We start from the raw sequence: 17,547 nt of genomic DNA on the forward strand, positions 1-17,547 counted from the left end.
CAACCAAAGAGAAGGCATCGCTGACAACAGAAACAGAGCCCACCAGGCCCAGCGAGAGCGCATAAAACGCGGATTACCAATAACCATCATTGCTTCGTCGCACCTGGCAGACTAATAAAAACGCTGAAGATCCATACCACTGTACAGCGATGCCACGTCGGTATAGCCATTATACATGGCCGTTGGAATACGCTCGATATTTCCATCGCCGGCAATACGACGTTCCGTCGCCTGACTCCAACGTGGGTGTGGCCGGTTTGGATTGACATTACTGTAAAACCCATACTCTCCCGGTGCCGCCAGGTTCCAGGTAGTTGGGGGTTCCTTTTCAACAAATCGGATCGAGACAATGGACTTAATGCTCTTGAAACCATACTTCCAGGGAATGACCAACCTTACTGGTGCACCGTTCTGGGTGGGTAACGGGTCGCCATACATACCAACAGCCAAAAAACTGAGTGGATGCATGGCTTCGTCTATTCTCAGACCCTCAACATAGGGCCAGTCAATAAAGGAGAACCGATCTCTCTGACCGCGCATTTCTTCTTTCCGTACAACCGTTTCAAAGGCAACGTACTTTGCCCGACTGTTTGGTTGGAAACGCTTTAGCAGAGAAGAGAGCTGAATCCCAGTCCACGGGATCACCATCGACCAGGCTTCTACGCAGCGTAACCGGTAAATCCGTTCTTCCAGCGAAGCGTCGGCTACCAGATCTTCAAGGGACAATCGACCGGGACTGTCGCATTCACCACCCACCTCGATTTCCCAGGGGTATGGGTCAAACTCATGCGCATACTTTTTAGGGTCGTCCTTACCCGTGCCAAACTCGTAGAAATTATTGTAACTCGTGGCGTCTTCTTTAATGGTTAACTCGTCGTCGGCATTGATAGCCCGATAGACCGTACTCTGTACTTTCCGAGTTAACCATGACGGAGCATTTTCAGTTGCAGACACCAGCGATGAGCCAGCACTGAGTACGGAGGCCGCACCTGCGGCCTTGATAATCTGACGGCGGTTAAGAAACGCCGCCTTGGGGGTCACCCGGTGTTCGGGCTCTGAAAAATGACGGGACATGAGCGCCTCCTGAATACCTCTTCAGCTGCTCAGACCTCAGGATGCGTCAGAAGTTTCCTTTTTCTTTCTTTTCGACAAACGACCAAGCTCCATAAAGGGTCCGTGCAGCGCATAAACCAATGCGAACCCAAGAAGTACGCGAGGGGGATCCAAAGCGATCAACGCCAGAACTAAAACAATGGCCAACAGCGCAAAAAACGGAATCCGACGCTGGGCGCTGACGTCTTTAAAAGAAAAGTACCGAACCGGACTGACCATCATAATGCCAATCAACGGCACCAGTAATAACATCAGCCAAGAGACCTGGGCACCTTGAATACCAAACTCTTCCATCGACCAGATGGTCGCCCAAATAACAGCGGCTCCCGCTGGGCTCGCTAAACCAACAAAATATTTTTTATCGACTTTACCAATTTGCACATTAAAACGCGCCAAGCGCAGCGCGGCACCCGCTACAAAAATGAATGCGGCAACCCAGCCTGCTTTATCCATACCGGTCAGCGACCATTGGAACGCCAAGATGGCCGGGGCCAGACCAAAGGCGATGATGTCTGACATACTGTCGTACTGCGCACCAAACTCAGACTGGGTATGAGTCATACGGGCAACTCGGCCATCGGCACCATCCAGCAGCTGAGCCACAAAAATCGCAATACAGGCCTTGGAATAGTCACCGTTCATCGATGAAATGATCGAGAAAAAACCTGAGAACAACGCGCTGGTCGTCAGTAAATTAGGGATCAGATACACGCCCCGGCGATGAGGGTGTTCCGGATGGGTATCGATCGGGTTTTCGCTATCGGTCATTATGCCCCTTACTTGTCCTGTTGAATGTGTTGTGCCGTTTTCCAGAAGGCGTTCACCAATGGGTCTTGCAGCCGGCGGTTAAGGACGCAGACACCCACATCAAAAGGCTGAAGTTTCTTCTCCACCTCAATGGTACGGATTTTCTGTTTCAACGGACTGTTTTCAATAACCAGTTCAGGAACCACCCCAACACCTAAACCTAAACCAACCATGGCGACAATGGCTTCATGACCGGCCACCTGCGCATAAATATGCGGCTTAATGCTCTGCGCCCGGAACCAATGATCCAGACGTTTTCGAGCCAACCCGAATTCAGACATAACAAACGGAACCTGTCCCCACGGTACCGGGTTCTGGCTCAGAAGCGCCGTCACTGGACCGTCATCATTCGGCGCAATGAACTGAAGCGGCGTTTGCACCAACGATTTAAACAACAGCGGATTGGGCAACTGGTCAGGCAATGGCGCTACGGCAATGTCGGCTTCATCATCCATCACTTTCTGAATCGCCTGGGCCGCATCCCCGGTTTCCAGAATGACTTCGATATTCGGATACTCCGCCCGGAACAAGGTTAGCAGTTCGGACATAAACGAATAGGTCGCGGTTACCGAACAATAGAGGCGGATCTGCCCAGTCAGTTCAATCGGATTGTTTTTTAATCGATGTTTCAGATCCTGCCAATGAGCCAATGTGGCTTCGGCAAATTCCCGGAACTGACGCCCGGCTTGCGTCAGTACAACGGTTCGGTTATCCCGCTCAAACAGAGTGGCTCCGAGCTCATCTTCTAACCGGGCAATACTGCGGCTCAGGGTAGACGGGCTGACGTGCATGGCCTCGGACGTTTTACCGTAATGAAGAGTCTGAGATAGGTGAATGAACTGTCGTAGGGCTCTGAGATCCATAGTACCTCCTGTGGTCAGGCGGATTATGTCAGAACTCCGACTTTGTTGCAGCATTCGCAATAATATTTGAAGCATTTTGAACAGCTAACGATGGAACACCATCGTAAGTTGAAGGGCGGCAGCGCTTGAACTACCGTTTAATGACAGGTTGGCTTGAAGCTTCCTAAGCAAGCTGCCTGGTTCCTTCAGTCATAAGATTTTACCCCTATGGAAAGAGACGCTTCTGGTACAACAGGCAGTAACAGACTTCGATGGTTTCTTTCCAGCGTTGTGGTTGCGTCAATCATCGTGCCCGCCATGGTGATGGGTGCCATCGAGATTACCTCGCGCTTCCAAAGCACGATTAATGAACGCAGCCGTGCAGATGCACAGGCGCTGATGGAAGTGTTAAAAGAAGGGTTAAACCCTCCCCTTTGGTCATTTATCGCCGAAAATGCAGAGCATCTAATCGATGGTGTCGCGCTGAATGAAGCCGTTAACAGAATCACGGTTCTGGACACTCTGGATGAAATCTTCGTCGAATATCATCGCGTCGGCTATCAGCCGGAGGCAGATGCTGTTGTTATTGAAGACGATGTGCTCAGAGATGATCGGAAGATCGGCAGCGTACTATTGGAGTACAGTCTGGAACCCGCGCGCGAACAGGCTTGGCAGGACACTCGGGAAGTACTTCTGATAACGCTGACTCAAGTACTGGTGTCATTGACGGTAATTTTGCTGGTACTGAAATGGCGGGTGACCGACCCTCTTAACCGCATTAAATCGTTTGCCCATCAGGTGGCCGCCAAAAACTTCAACGTTGAAATACACGTTGGTCATGACGATGAGTTTGCCGATATCGCCAAGGAACTGGACACCATGCGGTCGGCATTAAAAGAGTCATTTGACCATCTGGAAGATCGTGTGAAAGAGCGCACGGAAGCCCTCACCCGCGTCAATCAGGAACTGACGGATACCGTTATTACACTGGAAGGTGCCAAAGACAGTCTGGTTCAAACGGAGAAACTTGCAGCCTTGGGTTCATTGGTTGCCGGGGTGTCACACGAACTCAACACACCTATCGGCAATGGTCGCGTCATGTCGACTGCCCTCTATCAGACAACCTTGCAACTGAAAACCCTGTTCGAACAGGGCAAAATGTCCCGAAGCATGTTCGAGAATGCGCTGGATGAAATTCTTCAGGGCACCGGTCTTATTGAGCGTAACTTGCAGAAAGCCATTAATCTCGTCGAAAGTTTCAAAAACATCGCTGTTGACCGGACATCAGATCAGCGCCGACGTTTCTACATTAACGAGTTTCTAATGGAGATCGAATCAACGCTCCATCACATCTTTCGTTCCCGTCCCCATGAACTTGTCATCGACCTTGGCGATGATGTTGAGTTGAACTCTTTTCCCGGTGTCCTGAGTCAGATCATTTCAAACCTGATCAATAACGCGTTAATGCATGGGTTTGACCAACAGGATCACGGAACGGTCATCGTGCGAAACCGTCACTCCAAAGATCGACTGCTGATTGAGATCATTGATGACGGCATCGGCATGTCAGAGCCAACCCTGAAACGAATATTTGAGCCTTTCTTTACAACAAAGATGGGAAAAGGTGGCAGTGGCTTAGGAATGCACATCGTACACAATCTGGTCAGTGGCCCTCTGGGCGGGCAACTCGATGTGGAATCAGAGCTGGGCAAAGGCACGACGGTTAGGATCGATATTCCGCTCAGGGCCCCCATCCGGGATCATGAACAGAGTAACCCGATACCCTCAGGTTGACGCTGCCAGGGTTAGGCACCAGTCCATCGCCCAGGAAACGACCCAATCCACAACTTGCGTCAGTGAGGGCCAAGCGTAGGTTGAGGCCACAATCATCAGGGTTGCCATCGCCAGCAACAGCTGCTTAATGCTCATTATGAAACCTTATGTGGTTACTTCTCGATCAAAAAAGCAGCAGTTTACCCGCTTTGAGAACCAGCCTAAAGGAGTTTTCATCGCTAATCGGGATATAACTGCGTGTACAGAGCGGGCATCAATCAGGTTACGCAACACTCGATTGCCAACAATTCATTTTAAGCAATACTCAGCTTTAGCTAGACTGGTTGCCAACCGTGGCAGAGGCCACATCCGAATTCTGAAAGGAACGATATGAGCAACTATTTCAATACCCTGAACTTGCGCGAACAGCTGGAACAATTGGGCCAGTGCCGCTTTATGGACCGCAATGAGTTTGCCGATGAGTGTGAGTACCTCAAAGGCAAAAAAGTCGTTATCGTCGGCTGTGGTGCTCAGGGTCTCAATCAAGGTCTCAACATGCGCGACTCCGGCCTTGATGTTTCTTTTGCCTTGCGCCAGGCCGCTATCGACGAAAAGCGTCAATCCTGGAAAAACGCAACCGAAAATGGCTTTAATGTTGGGTCTTATGAAGATCTGATCCCTCAAGCCGATCTGGTCGTTAACCTGACGCCAGACAAGCAACACACCTCAGTAGTCAACGCGGTCATGCCGTTAATGAAAACTGGTTCCGCATTGGGTTACTCCCATGGCTTCAATATCGTCGAAGAAGGATTGAAAGTCCGCGATGATATTACCGTTGTCATGGTTGCACCAAAGTGTCCGGGTACCGAGGTTCGTGAAGAGTACAAGCGTGGATTTGGTGTGCCAACACTGATCGCGGTCCACCCCGAGAACGATCCTCGGGGCGAAGGCATGGCCATTGCCAAGGCCTGGGCGGCCGCGACTGGTGGTCACCGGGCTGGTGTTCTGCAAAGTTCATTCGTCGCTGAGGTGAAATCGGACCTGATGGGCGAACAGACCATTCTCTGCGGTATGCTGCAAGCCGGCTCTATCCTCTGTTATGACAAGATGACAGCGGAGGGCGTGGATGCGACCTACGCTGCCAAGCTGGTGCAATACGGTTGGGAAACGGTCACCGAAGCTCTGAAGTTCGGTGGCATCACCACAATGATGGATCGCTTGGATAACCCATCCAAAATCCGCGCCCATGAACTGGCTGAAGAAATGAAAGACATCTTGCGCCCGTTGTTCCGTAAACATCAGGATGACATCATCAGCGGCGCCTTCTCATCCGGCATGATGGCGGACTGGGAAGCCGGTGACAAAGATCTGTTGAACTGGCGTGAAGAAACCGGTCAGACCGCGTTTGAAAAAGCACCGGAAGTTCAAAACGATCTGGACGAACAGGAATACTTTGACAACGGCATCCTGATGATCGCCATGGTGAAAGCCGGTGTTGAACTGGCGTTCGAAACGATGGTTGAGAGCGGCATCATCGAAGAAAGTGCCTATTACGAGTCTTTGCACGAACTGCCGTTGATTGCCAACACCATTGCACGTAAGAAACTCTACGAAATGAACGTGGTGATCAGTGATACGGCCGAGTACGGTAACTATTTGTTTGCCAACGCAGCTGTGCCTCTGCTGGCCGAAAAAATCATGCCGAACGTGTCTACGGACGTGATCGGTAAGGGTCTGGATAAATCGTCAAACTCTGTCGATAACATGACTCTGGTTCAGGTTAACGACGCGATCCGCAATCATCCGATTGAGTTCATCGGTGAAGAGCTTCGCGGCTACATGACCGACATGAAACGCATTGTCGATGTGGCCTGAATCGACCCAGTCTCAGTGAGGTCCCCAAAAGGGAGTGAGCATTAGCCCGCACATGTTGCGGGCTTTTTTTATTCTTTTGTCAGGCGTTGATTGGCTCGTTCTATCTGCTGAGCCATGGTCTCCATGGTCGACAACACCAGCTCCGGCCGGGCTTCGATCAAGGATCGAAATTTATCATAGGTCACCTTAACCGCCGAACAGGGGCCATCGGCAATCACTGATGCCGTACGATGTGTTTTCAATAACATGGCTTGCAGGCCTAAAATTTCATGTTCCTTGGCGACACCGACCGTAACCCCACCTATCATGACCTTCGCTTTACCCTGAATCAGCGTATAAACCGAGTCGGCAGGATCGCCTTCCTGAATAATCACATCTCCCGATTTAAAAAATTCAAATCCTGGCGTCGGGTCTGGCGGAACCTGCGTTGAATAGTTGAGCAGCTCCAGTATCAAATCTTGAAACCCGTGAACGACGCTCAATGACTGTTGAACGGTGAACTGGGACCATGTCCAGAATTGCACGTCGACAGCGCCTTCCTGATACCAATCAAATAACGCCCCCGGATACGCTAACCAGCAATCCCCAGGCTCAAGCGCAAGCACCCGGTTGCCATCCTGCATCAACCCGATCACACCGCTAACCACCTGAATCAGCGCCCAATCCGACTGTGGACCGGATGCAAATTCTCCACGCTTGAAATAGCGACGTTCAGCACTGTCTTCGTCAAACTGTGATACAGCGGCTTGCTGCTGTGCCAAAACCTGATCCACCCAGCCGTCCGGGTGCTTTACCATCACCAACATGATTGGGTTACTCTTCTGTCAGTAGAATTGATATCTGGTCAGTATGCTCGATGGCATACACATAAGCTTCGCTGAGCGAAGCCATTGTCAAACCCAACTCGCCCAATACCTGATCATCGATGTCATGCCACTGCGAATGCATGTATTGAATGACCAGTGCCAGGGTTCGGCCGACCGGTCCGGCCTTGGCGACAACCGCATCTCTGAGGGTTTCCGACAATGGCAACGTGTCCATCAACTGGACCAATGGGTAATCAAACCAGGCATCCAAACAGGATAGCAAGCCCGCGGAAAAACAGGTCAGCTGATGATCCAGAGGCTGAGTCGCGGCAAGTTTTTCGCACATGTAAGCGCGCATGAGGCTTTCCTTTTGCAGTTCATCCGGCTTGTGATTCAGTTTCCCCAAACTCACCAATGTCGACCAACTGCGGATTCGATCAACGCCCAGCAACATGATGGCCTGAGTAATGGAGTCAACCTGCTGCGCCCGACGATAAAACGAAGAATTCACCAACTTCAGCAGTTTATAAGACAACACCACATCCCGACGAACAATATCAGTGACCCGGGAAACATCGACTTCGGGCTGATACAGCTCGCGAATTAAATCAAAGATAGCGCGCCGGTTGGCGTCCAGAATATGTCCGCGAATCAGTTCGGGACGGCAGAAGAAATATCCCTGAAACAGATCGAACCCCAGCGCTTCACAACGCCGAAACATATCGGGAGTTTCTACCTTTTCAGCCAGTAACTTAACCGAATGATCCCTGAGCCGATCAACGGCCTGCGCCAGACCGGCTTCGTCGTATTGCAGCACATCTAACTTAACAATATCGGCGGCATCGATCAGTTCCGGCTGATAGTCCGCCATACTAAAATCGTCCAGCGCGACCCGGAAGCGACGCTGCTTCAGGTTCTCAAGCGCTTCGACGATGTGATCGTGCCCGTGCTCCTGTTCGAGTACCTCGACCACCATAAATTGCTTCGCAAAGCTTGGCAGTGCCGACATCATGGTCCGACTGACGTTCAGGAAGCCGGGCTTTCCATTCAGCAACTGTGGCGCACTGTTTTCCGCATAAGCATTCAATAACACCGAACGTGTCGCCAGATCACCGTCGAGGAACTGAGCGCGGTCCGCTTCACCATTACGAAACAGCAGCTCATAGCCGAAAACCCGCTGTTTCCGGTCAAAAATGGGTTGTCGGGCGAACAGAACGTTTTCCTGCACGAGTGACTCCGATTGAACGTTGAGTAAATAGGCGTCAGACTGAGCGAACGACGTCAGAATAACTATAGGCCACCTCTAATAAGTTTGATAGAGCCTGTGGTTCGGCATCCCGACTTTTGGAAAAAGTGGCTGTCTAGGCGCGGTTTGAAGCGAATGTCGAGGCCTTTGCAAAAAACGGAACAACGACAGGCGCTTTTTCCGAAAGCCCCAAAGGGCGGGCCTGAACAGCCCAATGGACATCGTTATCAATAGCCGGAGATAGAATAACTATGATCCGACCATTGAACCTCGCCACTGGACGGTTCAGGCTCCGCAGAGCCTTATCAGACTTATTAGAGGTGCCCTATAGCAACCTTACCCTGTTTTGTCGGTCAAATCAGGTCTCAGGAGGTTAATGATGGCGATTCAGATAGGTATGAGTTGTGACCCGCAATGGCTATGCGATGGCATTGGCTGGGTGCTTGCTTTACTGCTGTTACTGTTGCTGAGTGGTTTGCTGAAGGTGATCATTCGGGAAATCAGGCAGTCCCAGTCTAGCCGGGCACAAAGCTCGCGAGAAGGCTATAAAAAACCTCCCGCAGAAAAAGACATAAACCGACAAAGGCACCGATAAACTCAGATGCCTTTGTCTCACGATCAGAGGGACAACACCTTTTCGCCGCGTGCGACACCTGAGACCCCGGTACGCGCCACTTCCATGATCGTCGCGCCGGATAAGGCCTCCAGGAAAGCCGCCAGTTTTTCTTCATCACCGGTCACCATAATGGTGTAGGTTGTCGGTGTCACGTCGATGATCTGAGCACGGAAGATGTCAGCACTGCGCTTTATTTCTTCGCGCTGAGCGCCGGCCGCCCGAACTTTCACCATCATCAGACCCCGCTCGACGTGCGCGCCTTCGGTCAGATCAACAACTTTCACCACTTCAACCAACTTGTTCAGTTGTTTGGTGATCTGTTCAATGATCTGATCATCGCCACGCGTCACCAGAGTCAGGCGCGACAGGGTGACATCGTCTGTCGGGGCCACATTCAGAGAATCAATGTTATAGCCTCGTTGCGCGAACAACCCAACCAACCGGGCCAGCGCACCGGACTCGTTTTCCATCAATACGGATAAAATATGTCTCATCAGGTACGCTCCGTTTTGCTCAAGAACATGTCACACATTGAGCCATTCGGCACCTGCATGGGGTATACGTGCTCTTCCGGATCAATCCGTACGTCAATAAAAACAGCCTTATCTTTAATGGCTAACGCTTCTTTAAGTTTGTCTTCCAGCTCTTCAGCATGTTCAACAACAATACCAACGTGTCCATAGCTTTCGGCCAGTTTGGCAAAGTCCGGTAACGAGTCCAGATACGAATGCGAATAACGGGACTCATAGTTCATGTCCTGCCATTGTCGCACCATGCCCAGGTATCCATTGTTCAGACACAAAATTTTCACCGGTAAGCCGTATTGACGGCAGGTGGACAGTTCCTGGATATTCATTTGAATGGAGCCTTCACCGGTCACGCAGACAACATCCGCATCGGGATAATTTAACTGCACGCCCATGGCTGCGGGTAAACCGAAGCCCATGGTGCCCAACCCACCGGAGTTGATCCATCGGTTTGGCTTGTTGAACTTGTAATACTGAGCCGCAAACATCTGATGCTGACCAACGTCGGAGCAAACGAAAGCATCTCCTTCCGTCACTTTGCACAAGGTTTCGATCACAAACTGCGGCTTCATCATCTTGGAGTCGTCTTTGCGATAACGACCGCCATGGCGTTCACGCCATTCATTGATCTGCGTCCACCAGCGGTCCAGCGCGGCATCATCCACCGATTGCGACGATTGCTCGATCTGTTCCAGCATTTCACCCAGAACCGATTTCACCGGGCCGACAATCGGGATGTCTGCCGGTATGTTCTTAGAAATGGAGGACGGGTCGATGTCGATATGAATCAACTTGGCGTTCGGACAGAACTTACTGACATTGTTGGTCACGCGGTCATCCAAGCGCGCACCCACCGCCAGAATCACATCGGCATTGTGCATCGCCATGTTCGACTCGTACGTGCCATGCATTCCCAGCATGCCGATAAACTGATTGTCCGTTCCCGGATATCCGCCCAAGCCCATCAGGGTGTTGGTTACCGGATAATTCAACAACTTGGCCAACTGGGTCAGTTCACCTGAGGCCTTACCCAGAATAACGCCACCACCGGCATAAATGACGGGCTTTTTCGCCTGCAACAACAGGTTAACCGCTTTGCGGATCTGACCACTGTGCCCTTTTTTCACCGGATTGTAGGAGCGCATTTTTATGCGTTCCGGGTAGTGATAAGGGAACTTCTCATTTGGCATGGTCATGTCTTTGGGAACATCGACCACGACAGGTCCCGGCCGACCGCTTTCAGCAATGTAAAAAGCTTTTTTAATGGCTTCAGGGATATCCCGGGGGTCCTTGATCACCATATTGTGTTTCACCACCGGGCGGGAGATGCCCACCATGTCGGTTTCCTGGAACGCGTCACCGCCAATAAGGTGACTCATTACCTGCCCGGTAATGACGACCATTGGAATGGAATCCATATAGGCGGTGGCAATACCAGTGACAGCGTTGGTGGCACCGGGTCCCGATGTCACCAAAACCACACCGGCCCGGCCGGATGCACGGGCATAAGCATCGGCCATGTGCGTAGCCGCCTGCTCGTGGCGCACCAGGATGTGTTTAATCTGAGTTTGCTGATGTAGAGCGTCGTAGATGTGCAGGACGGAGCCGCCCGGATATCCGTAAACGTACTCAACCCCTTCGTCATGCAAAGCACGACAAAGCATTTCACCACCGGAAAGCATTTCCGGCTGAGTCTGCGATTTTGACATGTTGTTGTGACCTGTGCTGCGGATCAGGAACGCGTCGGTACGAAACCTTATCTTCAGCGCGTGTTCAAATGAGCAGGCCGGTAAGCCTGTCCACCAACACAACCGACCGGTTGCGGGGCTTCCCCCTGTCGAACTCCGTCGTCGATATTGCTGCCTGGACCCATTTTGCATTAGCCGACCTGACGGCCAGCGGTTCCCCGCATTGTAGCCAGTGGTCAAGGAATGTCCAACAGTTTTTCCCGGAGCACACCCGGAAAACAGAAGCTGAGTAGGTATTTAATATTTGGTCCGTTCAAACCGGTGTCTGAACGGACCTGAGCGATGAAAGTACCGTTAGCGTTTGTGGAACTCGATGCGGTCACTGATAAGCTGCGCTTCAATCATATCGCCCGCGGCAAAGTCTCCCCGCAACAACGCCTGAGCCAGCGGGTTTTCCAGCTCTCTTTGAATGGCCCGTTTCAACGGCCGAGCACCGTAGACCGGGTCAAAGCCGGCTTCACAGAGCTTGTCCATGACAGACTCGCGAATTTCCAGGCCCAGCTCCTGCTCTGACAACCGCTCGTGCAGATATTGCAGCTGTATGCGGGCAATACCACGAATCTGCTCGCTGCCCAGCGGATGAAAGACTACGACTTCGTCGAGACGATTGATAAACTCTGGTCGGAAGTACCCCCCGACCACATCCATCACCGCCGCTTTCATTTCATCGTAATGCGCTTCCCCGGCCAGGTTCTGAATCTGATCTGAGCCAAGGTTGGAGGTCATGACGATGACGGTGTTTCGAAAGTCAACCGTGCGCCCCTGCCCATCGGTCAAACGACCATCATCGAGCACCTGCAGCAGGATGTTGAACACATCGGTGTGGGCTTTTTCGACCTCATCCAGCAGGATCACTGAATAGGGTTTACGTCGCACCGCTTCGGTCAGATATCCACCCTCTTCGTAACCCACATATCCCGGAGGTGCACCAATCAGCCGTGCTACGGAATGTTTCTCCATGAACTCAGACATATCGATGCGGACCATCGCTTCGGTGGTATCAAACAGAAACTGTGCTAACGATTTACACAGTTCAGTTTTACCCACCCCGGTAGGACCGAGAAACAGGAATGAACCATTGGGTCGGTTCGGATCGGACAATCCGGAACGGGAGCGGCGGATTGCATTCGACACAGCGACCACGGCTTCATGTTGTCCGACCAGGCGACTGTGCAGCACCTCTTCCATGCGCAGCAGCTTGTCTCGCTCACCTTCCAGCATTTTATCAACCGGAATTCCGGTCCATCGTGAAATCACGTTGGCGATCGACTCGTCAGTGACCTTGTTATGCAACAGCTGCATATCCATCATTTCTGCCTGACTGGCCATATCCAACTGTTTTTCCAACTCAGGAATGCGGCCATATTGAAGTTCGGACATACGTGCCAAGTCGCCAGCACGACGGGCAGCTTCCAGATCCACTCGCGCCTGTTCGAGCTGTTCTTTAACGTGCTGGGAACCTTGTACAGCAGCTTTTTCTGTGTTCCAGATTTCTTCCAGACTGGCGTACTCACGTTCGGCATCTTTGATCGATACCTGTAGCTTCTCCAGTCGGGATTTGGCTTGCGGATCGCTCTCTTTTTTCAGTGCTTCCGCTTCGATCTTCAATTGAATCAGACGTCGTTCAAGACGGTCCATTGACTCGGGTTTGGAGTCGATTTCCATGCGAATACGGCTCGCCGACTCATCGATCAGATCAATCGCTTTGTCAGGCAATTGCCGATCGGTAATGTACCGTTGTGATAAGCGCACGGCGGCAATGATTGCAGCGTCGGTAATGGTTACCCCATGATGTACTTCATAGCGCTCTTTCAAGCCACGCAGAATCGCAATGCTGTCTTCTTCGTTTGGCTCCGAAACCTGCACTTTCTGGAATCGTCGTTCCAGTGCGCCGTCTTTTTCAATGTACTGTCGATACTCGTTCAAAGTTGTCGCACCGACACAGTGCAACTCACCCCGGGCCAGTGCGGGTTTGAGCATGTTACCGGCGTCCATGGCACCGTCTGTTTTACCGGCACCCACCATGGTGTGCAGTTCGTCGATGAACAGAATGATCTGACCTTCCTGCTTAGCCAGCTCATTCAGAACCGCTTTCAGCCGTTCTTCAAACTCTCCCCGGTATTTAGCACCGGCGAGTAAGGCCCCTAAGTCCAGGGACAAGACACGTTTGTTTTTCAGATTTTCAGGGACTTCGCCATTGATAATCCGCTGCGCTAAACCTTCCACAATGGCCGTTTTACCGACGCCGGGTTCACCAATCAGCACTGGGTTGTTTTTACGGCGGCGTTGCAGAACCTGCACGGTGCGGCGGATCTCGTCATCCCGTCCAATCACCGGATCCAGCTTTCCAGCTTCGGCACGGGCCGTCAGATCGACGGTGTACTTATCAAGTGCCTGCCGGTTTTCTTCGGCATCGGCACTGGTTACCGGATCGCCATTACGGATATCGTCGATCGCTTGCTCAAGGACATCCTCCAGCAAACCGGCCTCTTTCAAGACATTAGAAATCCGTGATCGGTCCTGCAACATGGCCAGCAAGACCAGCTCGCTGGTAATGTATTCGTCTTTGCGTTGTTGCGAAATTTTATCGGCCCGGTTGAGAACACGCCCAAGGTCATTGGACATATGCACGTCATCATCGGAACCGGAAATTTTAGGCAATCCTTCCAGATGCTTGTCTGCCGCCGTCTTTAACTGGCTGATATTGACACCGGCTTTTTGCAGCAGTCCGAGAATGGAGCCGCTTTTAAGGTTCATCATCGCCAGTAACAGATGTACCGGTTCAATAAAGCTGTTGTCCCGGCCAAGGGCAATAGACTGAGCATCGGACAGTGCCATCTGCAGGCTACTGGTCAATCGGTCGATGCGCATGAGCATTCACCTCAATAGTTTTAAGTTATGACTAAAAATGAGGCTTTTTTAACCAGAATCAAGTGGTTTTCCAGATCAGATTCGCCATCCGTCCGGTAACGCCGTCGCGTCGATAGGAATAAAAACGCTTCTGATCCTGAAAGGTACATTGATCACTGAAATACACATCGGCGACACCAGCCTGGCGCAGCTGATGCGCCGCCAGCCCAGGCAAGTCACATTGATACTTTTGTTTTGTCACACCCGGTTGGAAGCATTGTTCAGCACCCGGCCAGGTTGCAAACGCCTCCCTGACATCCTGGCCGACTTCAAAGTTTGCCTGTGAAATGGCCGGCCCGATACCGGCATAAATGGAAGGCTCTCGATCAAAAAACCGCAAAGCGTTTATCAGGATACCCTGTGCGAGCCCACGCCAACCGGCATGGATGACGGCCACCCGATGCCCGGAGAGCGACCAGAGGAAGACCGGCAAACAATCGGCGGTCATAACACAGCAGGCCTGACCGGTATCGATGGTGGTTGCGCCATCCTGACCGACGCGCCGGTCAATGCCATGAGTATCGACCACCTGAGTGCTGTGAGTCTGATTAAGCCAATGTATCGCTGGGCGCTCTGCCAGTCGGCTTGCTAACAAAGCCCGGTTTGCTTCGACGGCGCTGTCTGTACCGACGTGACGAGCAAGATTATTGGCCGCTAACGCACCGACACTGTAGCCGGATTGCCGGGTACTCCACCCACACAACACATTGGCCGGCAGTGGCCAGTGAGCGTATTGAAAACTCACAGCTCGTTGGTCCCATATGTATCCACTTCTTCCTGCAAAGCATCGAGTAAGCCAAGGAAGTCTTCCGGCAGGTCGGACTCCCAACTGACCATTTCATCCGTAGCCGGATGAATTAACTCCAGATAGCCGGCGTGCAGTGCTTGCCGTTTAAACGCTTTCAGCACCGTCATAACTTCCGGAGAGATGCCCTTCGGTAACCGTGAACGGCCGGCATACAGCGGGTCTCCGACTAACGGATAGCCGATGTGTGACAGATGTACCCGAATCTGATGAGTACGACCGGTTTCCAGTTTACACCGCACCAAAGTGTGGTTACGAAACCGCTGCTCCACCCGATAATGGGTGATGGCGTCTTTTCCCATACCGGTCGGCGCGACCGCCATTTTCGTTCGATGTTTCGGATGGCGATCAATGGGCTCGTTGACGACACCCCCTCCGGTCATCACCCCCATACAGAGGGCATAATATTCGCGCCCCATACTGCGATCCTGAAGCTGCCCCGCCAGATGAGTCTGCGCGGTCAGCGTTCGGGCGACCACCATCAAACCGGTCGTATCTTTATCGAGCCGATGAACAATGCCTGCTCGGGGAACGGCCGCCAGCTCAGGATAGCGATAGAGCAACCCATTCAATACAGTGCCCGAAGGGGTTCCGGCTCCCGGATGCACGACCAGCCCGGCGGGCTTATCGATCACAATGATCTGTTCATCTTCATAAACCACATTCAGTTCGACCGGTTCGGCTTCCCAGCGTTCGTCGGACTCCAAGGTCACATCGAGTGTCAGGGTTTCACCGCCGATCAACTTGTCGCGAGGTTTCAGTGTTTTACCGTTCACGGTTAACCGCCCCTCTTTGATCCACTGCTGAATCCGGGATCGGGAATAGTCTGCAAACAGCTGAGCAGCGATCTGATCAAACCGCTTTTGTCCCAGTTCATTGGGAACGATTTGCGATTCTTTTATGGTTTGAGAGGCGTCAGTCATTGGAGGCCGAAGGTTCCTGTGGTTAAAATAGCGCCCATTTTACTGATTTGACGAGATTTAGCATGTTCACAGCGGTTCAAAACGCAAATAAAGCCCTTCGGGTCGGTCTTCTGGCGGTATTGGTTGCCCTGTCCGGGTGCGCCAGCCTCCCTTCTCAGGACACGGAGACAGCTTACTACGAAACCGCTCAGGAATACCTTGAAAAGCGGAACTACTCCATGGCGGTCGAACGCCTGACCGCATTGCGGGACCGTTTTCCGTTCGGTCGCTATGCGGACGCCAGCGCACTCGACCTGATGTATGCCTATTACGGTATGAACGATTTTGCCAATGCACTGGTCGAGGCGGATCGGTTCACACGGTTGAACTCCGAACATCCGGACGTCGATTACGCCTGGTTTGTCCGATCCATGAGCTATTACGAACTGTTTCTGACCAACCGCGGCATTCTTGGCAAAGCAGATCCCGCCAAGCGCTCAGCTGAACAGGGCCAGAAAGCGTTCCGGGCACTCAGTCAGTTTACCGCGCGCTATCCCGACAGCCGTTATCGGCCGGAAGCACTGGATGCCATGGTGATTTTAAAGGACGCTCTTGCCCGACACGAACTGGTCGTCGCGGACTACTATATCCGGCGAGAAGCCTGGATTGCCGCTGCCGAGCGAGCAAAGACCGTGGTTGAACACTACCCGGGCGTCACCGCCGTGGGCGACGCGCTGGTGGTGCTGATTGAAGCGTATGACGCACTGGACATGCCAACCGACCGTTCTCTGGTGCTGAGCCGCCTGACCAATGACTACCCTGATCATCCGACACTTCGCAACGGCGAGTATCAACCGCCCAGATTTGCCGAAGACCGCTGGTGGGTTAAGGCGCTGACTCTCGGACTGACCAGCTGATCAACAGCCACAGTCCAGGGCCGTACGGATAACGTCTTTGAGCTGCGCTGGACTGTCAACCAGAAAATGGGCTCCAGCCTGACGCAGCGCTTCAGCATCGCCATACCCCCAGTTAACGGCAATCGCGGTCAGATTATTCGCTCTGGCCGCTTCCATATCGAAAACGGTATCGCCAATCATCAACGTATTCGCCGGCTCAAAGCCTTCCTGCTGGTGAATATGCGCCAGCAACTCCACCTTGTTCCCCAACCGCCCATTTTCTTCTGAGCCATACACCGCGGTGAACCGGCTCTGCAGAGGACCGGCATCGATGATTTCTTGGGCCAACGCCTGGTATTTTGCAGTCGCAACAAACTGGTTCATTCCCAGCGACCTGAAATGATCGACAACCTCCACGAGGCCGTCGAAAACAGGGCTGCTGCACATGGTTTCCCGATAAAAACGACGATACATCGCTTTAGCTTCCGCGACATCTACACGCTTGCCTTCCGGAATAAGCTTCTGCAAGGTGAGAGAAAGCTCGGGTCCCACTAAAGGTCGTATCTCATCGTCCGACAATGCAGGCTCGCCATACGCCTGTACCGTGCGGTTCAGACAGCTTCCGATGACAGGCATTGAGTCGATCAATGTACCGTCGAGATCCCATAACAACGTCACCAT

16 protein-coding genes (1 of these 16 running past the window's edge) are annotated in these 17,547 nt (G+C 52.3%); 3 read left to right on the forward strand and 13 right to left on the reverse strand.

All coding sequences use genetic code 11. The features are described from left to right. The 4 genes in view from MED297_RS08570 to ilvY are tightly spaced (at most 36 nt apart) and all read right to left on the reverse strand, a layout consistent with a single transcriptional unit that may run on beyond the window. Positions 1-90, reverse strand: partial view of a protein-methionine-sulfoxide reductase heme-binding subunit MsrQ gene (locus tag MED297_RS08570; protein WP_008044087.1) — the start only. It extends 528 nt beyond the left edge of the window; 90 of the gene's 618 nt are visible here — the first part of the coding sequence; the start codon lies at positions 88-90; the stop codon falls past the left edge of the window. 21 nt (positions 91-111) lie between these two features. After that, complete coding sequence (gene msrP / locus MED297_RS08575) at positions 112-1,074, reverse strand: protein-methionine-sulfoxide reductase catalytic subunit MsrP (RefSeq protein WP_008044088.1); 963 nt, start codon at positions 1,072-1,074, stop codon at positions 112-114. Positions 1,075-1,110: 36 nt separating this feature from the next. Then, entirely contained in the window at positions 1,111-1,881 is a 771-nt protein-coding gene (pssA, locus tag MED297_RS08580; protein WP_008044089.1) for a CDP-diacylglycerol--serine O-phosphatidyltransferase, read from the reverse strand. Between the two features lie 8 nt (positions 1,882-1,889). Further along, on the reverse strand, positions 1,890-2,783 hold the full coding sequence (gene ilvY, locus MED297_RS08585) for an HTH-type transcriptional activator IlvY (protein WP_040556918.1): 894 nt from the start codon (positions 2,781-2,783) through the stop codon (positions 1,890-1,892). Positions 2,784-2,990: 207 nt separating this feature from the next. Here ilvY and MED297_RS08590 point away from each other — a divergent pair, with 207 nt between their 5' ends. Continuing rightward, complete coding sequence (locus tag MED297_RS08590; protein ID WP_083779392.1) at positions 2,991-4,556, forward strand: sensor histidine kinase; 1,566 nt, start codon at positions 2,991-2,993, stop codon at positions 4,554-4,556. On the opposite strand, the gene MED297_RS22050 is transcribed toward MED297_RS08590, so the two are convergent. Continuing rightward, the gene (locus MED297_RS22050) at positions 4,548-4,691 is read right to left on the reverse strand and encodes a hypothetical protein (protein WP_008044097.1); all 144 of its coding nucleotides are present in this window, start codon (positions 4,689-4,691) and stop codon (positions 4,548-4,550) included. The two genes, MED297_RS08590 and MED297_RS22050, sit on opposite strands and share 9 nt — an antisense overlap. A 234-nt stretch (positions 4,692-4,925) precedes the next feature. On the opposite strand from MED297_RS22050, the gene ilvC reads away from it, so the two are divergent. Next, positions 4,926-6,410 carry a ketol-acid reductoisomerase gene (gene ilvC / locus MED297_RS08595; protein ID WP_008044098.1) on the forward strand — a complete coding sequence of 495 codons (1,485 nt, stop codon included), beginning with the start codon at positions 4,926-4,928 and terminating at the stop codon, positions 6,408-6,410. A gap of 68 nt (positions 6,411-6,478) precedes the next feature. Here the strand turns inward: ilvC and MED297_RS21195 are convergent, their stop codons facing one another. The 7 genes from MED297_RS21195 to rluD all read right to left on the reverse strand — a co-directional run bounded on the left by MED297_RS21195 (position 6,479) and on the right by rluD (position 15,991). Beyond that, positions 6,479-7,216: a Crp/Fnr family transcriptional regulator gene (locus tag MED297_RS21195; RefSeq protein ID WP_008044099.1), complete on the reverse strand. Its 738-nt coding sequence runs from the start codon at positions 7,214-7,216 to the stop codon at positions 6,479-6,481. A 7-nt stretch (positions 7,217-7,223) separates the two neighbouring features. After that, positions 7,224-8,444, reverse strand: a complete 1,221-nt coding sequence (locus tag MED297_RS08605; RefSeq protein WP_008044100.1) for an EAL and HDOD domain-containing protein — start codon at positions 8,442-8,444, stop codon at positions 7,224-7,226. Between the two features lie 636 nt (positions 8,445-9,080). Then, positions 9,081-9,572: an acetolactate synthase small subunit gene (gene ilvN, locus MED297_RS08615; protein ID WP_008044101.1), complete on the reverse strand. Its 492-nt coding sequence runs from the start codon at positions 9,570-9,572 to the stop codon at positions 9,081-9,083. Then, the gene (locus MED297_RS08620; RefSeq protein ID WP_008044102.1) at positions 9,572-11,314 is read right to left on the reverse strand and encodes an acetolactate synthase 3 large subunit; all 1,743 of its coding nucleotides are present in this window, start codon (positions 11,312-11,314) and stop codon (positions 9,572-9,574) included. The genes ilvN and MED297_RS08620 overlap by 1 nt, the downstream gene beginning before the upstream one ends. A gap of 333 nt (positions 11,315-11,647) precedes the next feature. Further along, entirely contained in the window at positions 11,648-14,224 is a 2,577-nt protein-coding gene (clpB, locus tag MED297_RS08625; RefSeq protein WP_008044103.1) for an ATP-dependent chaperone ClpB, read from the reverse strand. A gap of 58 nt (positions 14,225-14,282) precedes the next feature. After that, complete coding sequence (pgeF, locus tag MED297_RS08630) at positions 14,283-15,008, reverse strand: peptidoglycan editing factor PgeF (RefSeq protein WP_008044106.1); 726 nt, start codon at positions 15,006-15,008, stop codon at positions 14,283-14,285. Beyond that, entirely contained in the window at positions 15,005-15,991 is a 987-nt protein-coding gene (rluD, locus tag MED297_RS08635; RefSeq protein WP_008044107.1) for a 23S rRNA pseudouridine(1911/1915/1917) synthase RluD, read from the reverse strand. The genes pgeF and rluD overlap by 4 nt, the downstream gene beginning before the upstream one ends. A gap of 62 nt (positions 15,992-16,053) precedes the next feature. Between rluD and MED297_RS08640 the strand changes: the two genes are divergently transcribed. Further along, the gene (locus tag MED297_RS08640; protein WP_008044108.1) at positions 16,054-16,887 is read left to right on the forward strand and encodes an outer membrane protein assembly factor BamD; all 834 of its coding nucleotides are present in this window, start codon (positions 16,054-16,056) and stop codon (positions 16,885-16,887) included. On the opposite strand, the gene MED297_RS08645 is transcribed toward MED297_RS08640, so the two are convergent. Continuing rightward, entirely contained in the window at positions 16,888-17,547 is a 660-nt protein-coding gene (locus MED297_RS08645; protein WP_008044109.1) for an HAD family hydrolase, read from the reverse strand.

The organism is Reinekea blandensis MED297, from assembly GCF_000153185.1.
In the GTDB taxonomy this organism is placed as follows: Bacteria; Pseudomonadota; Gammaproteobacteria; order Pseudomonadales; family Natronospirillaceae; genus Reinekea; species Reinekea blandensis.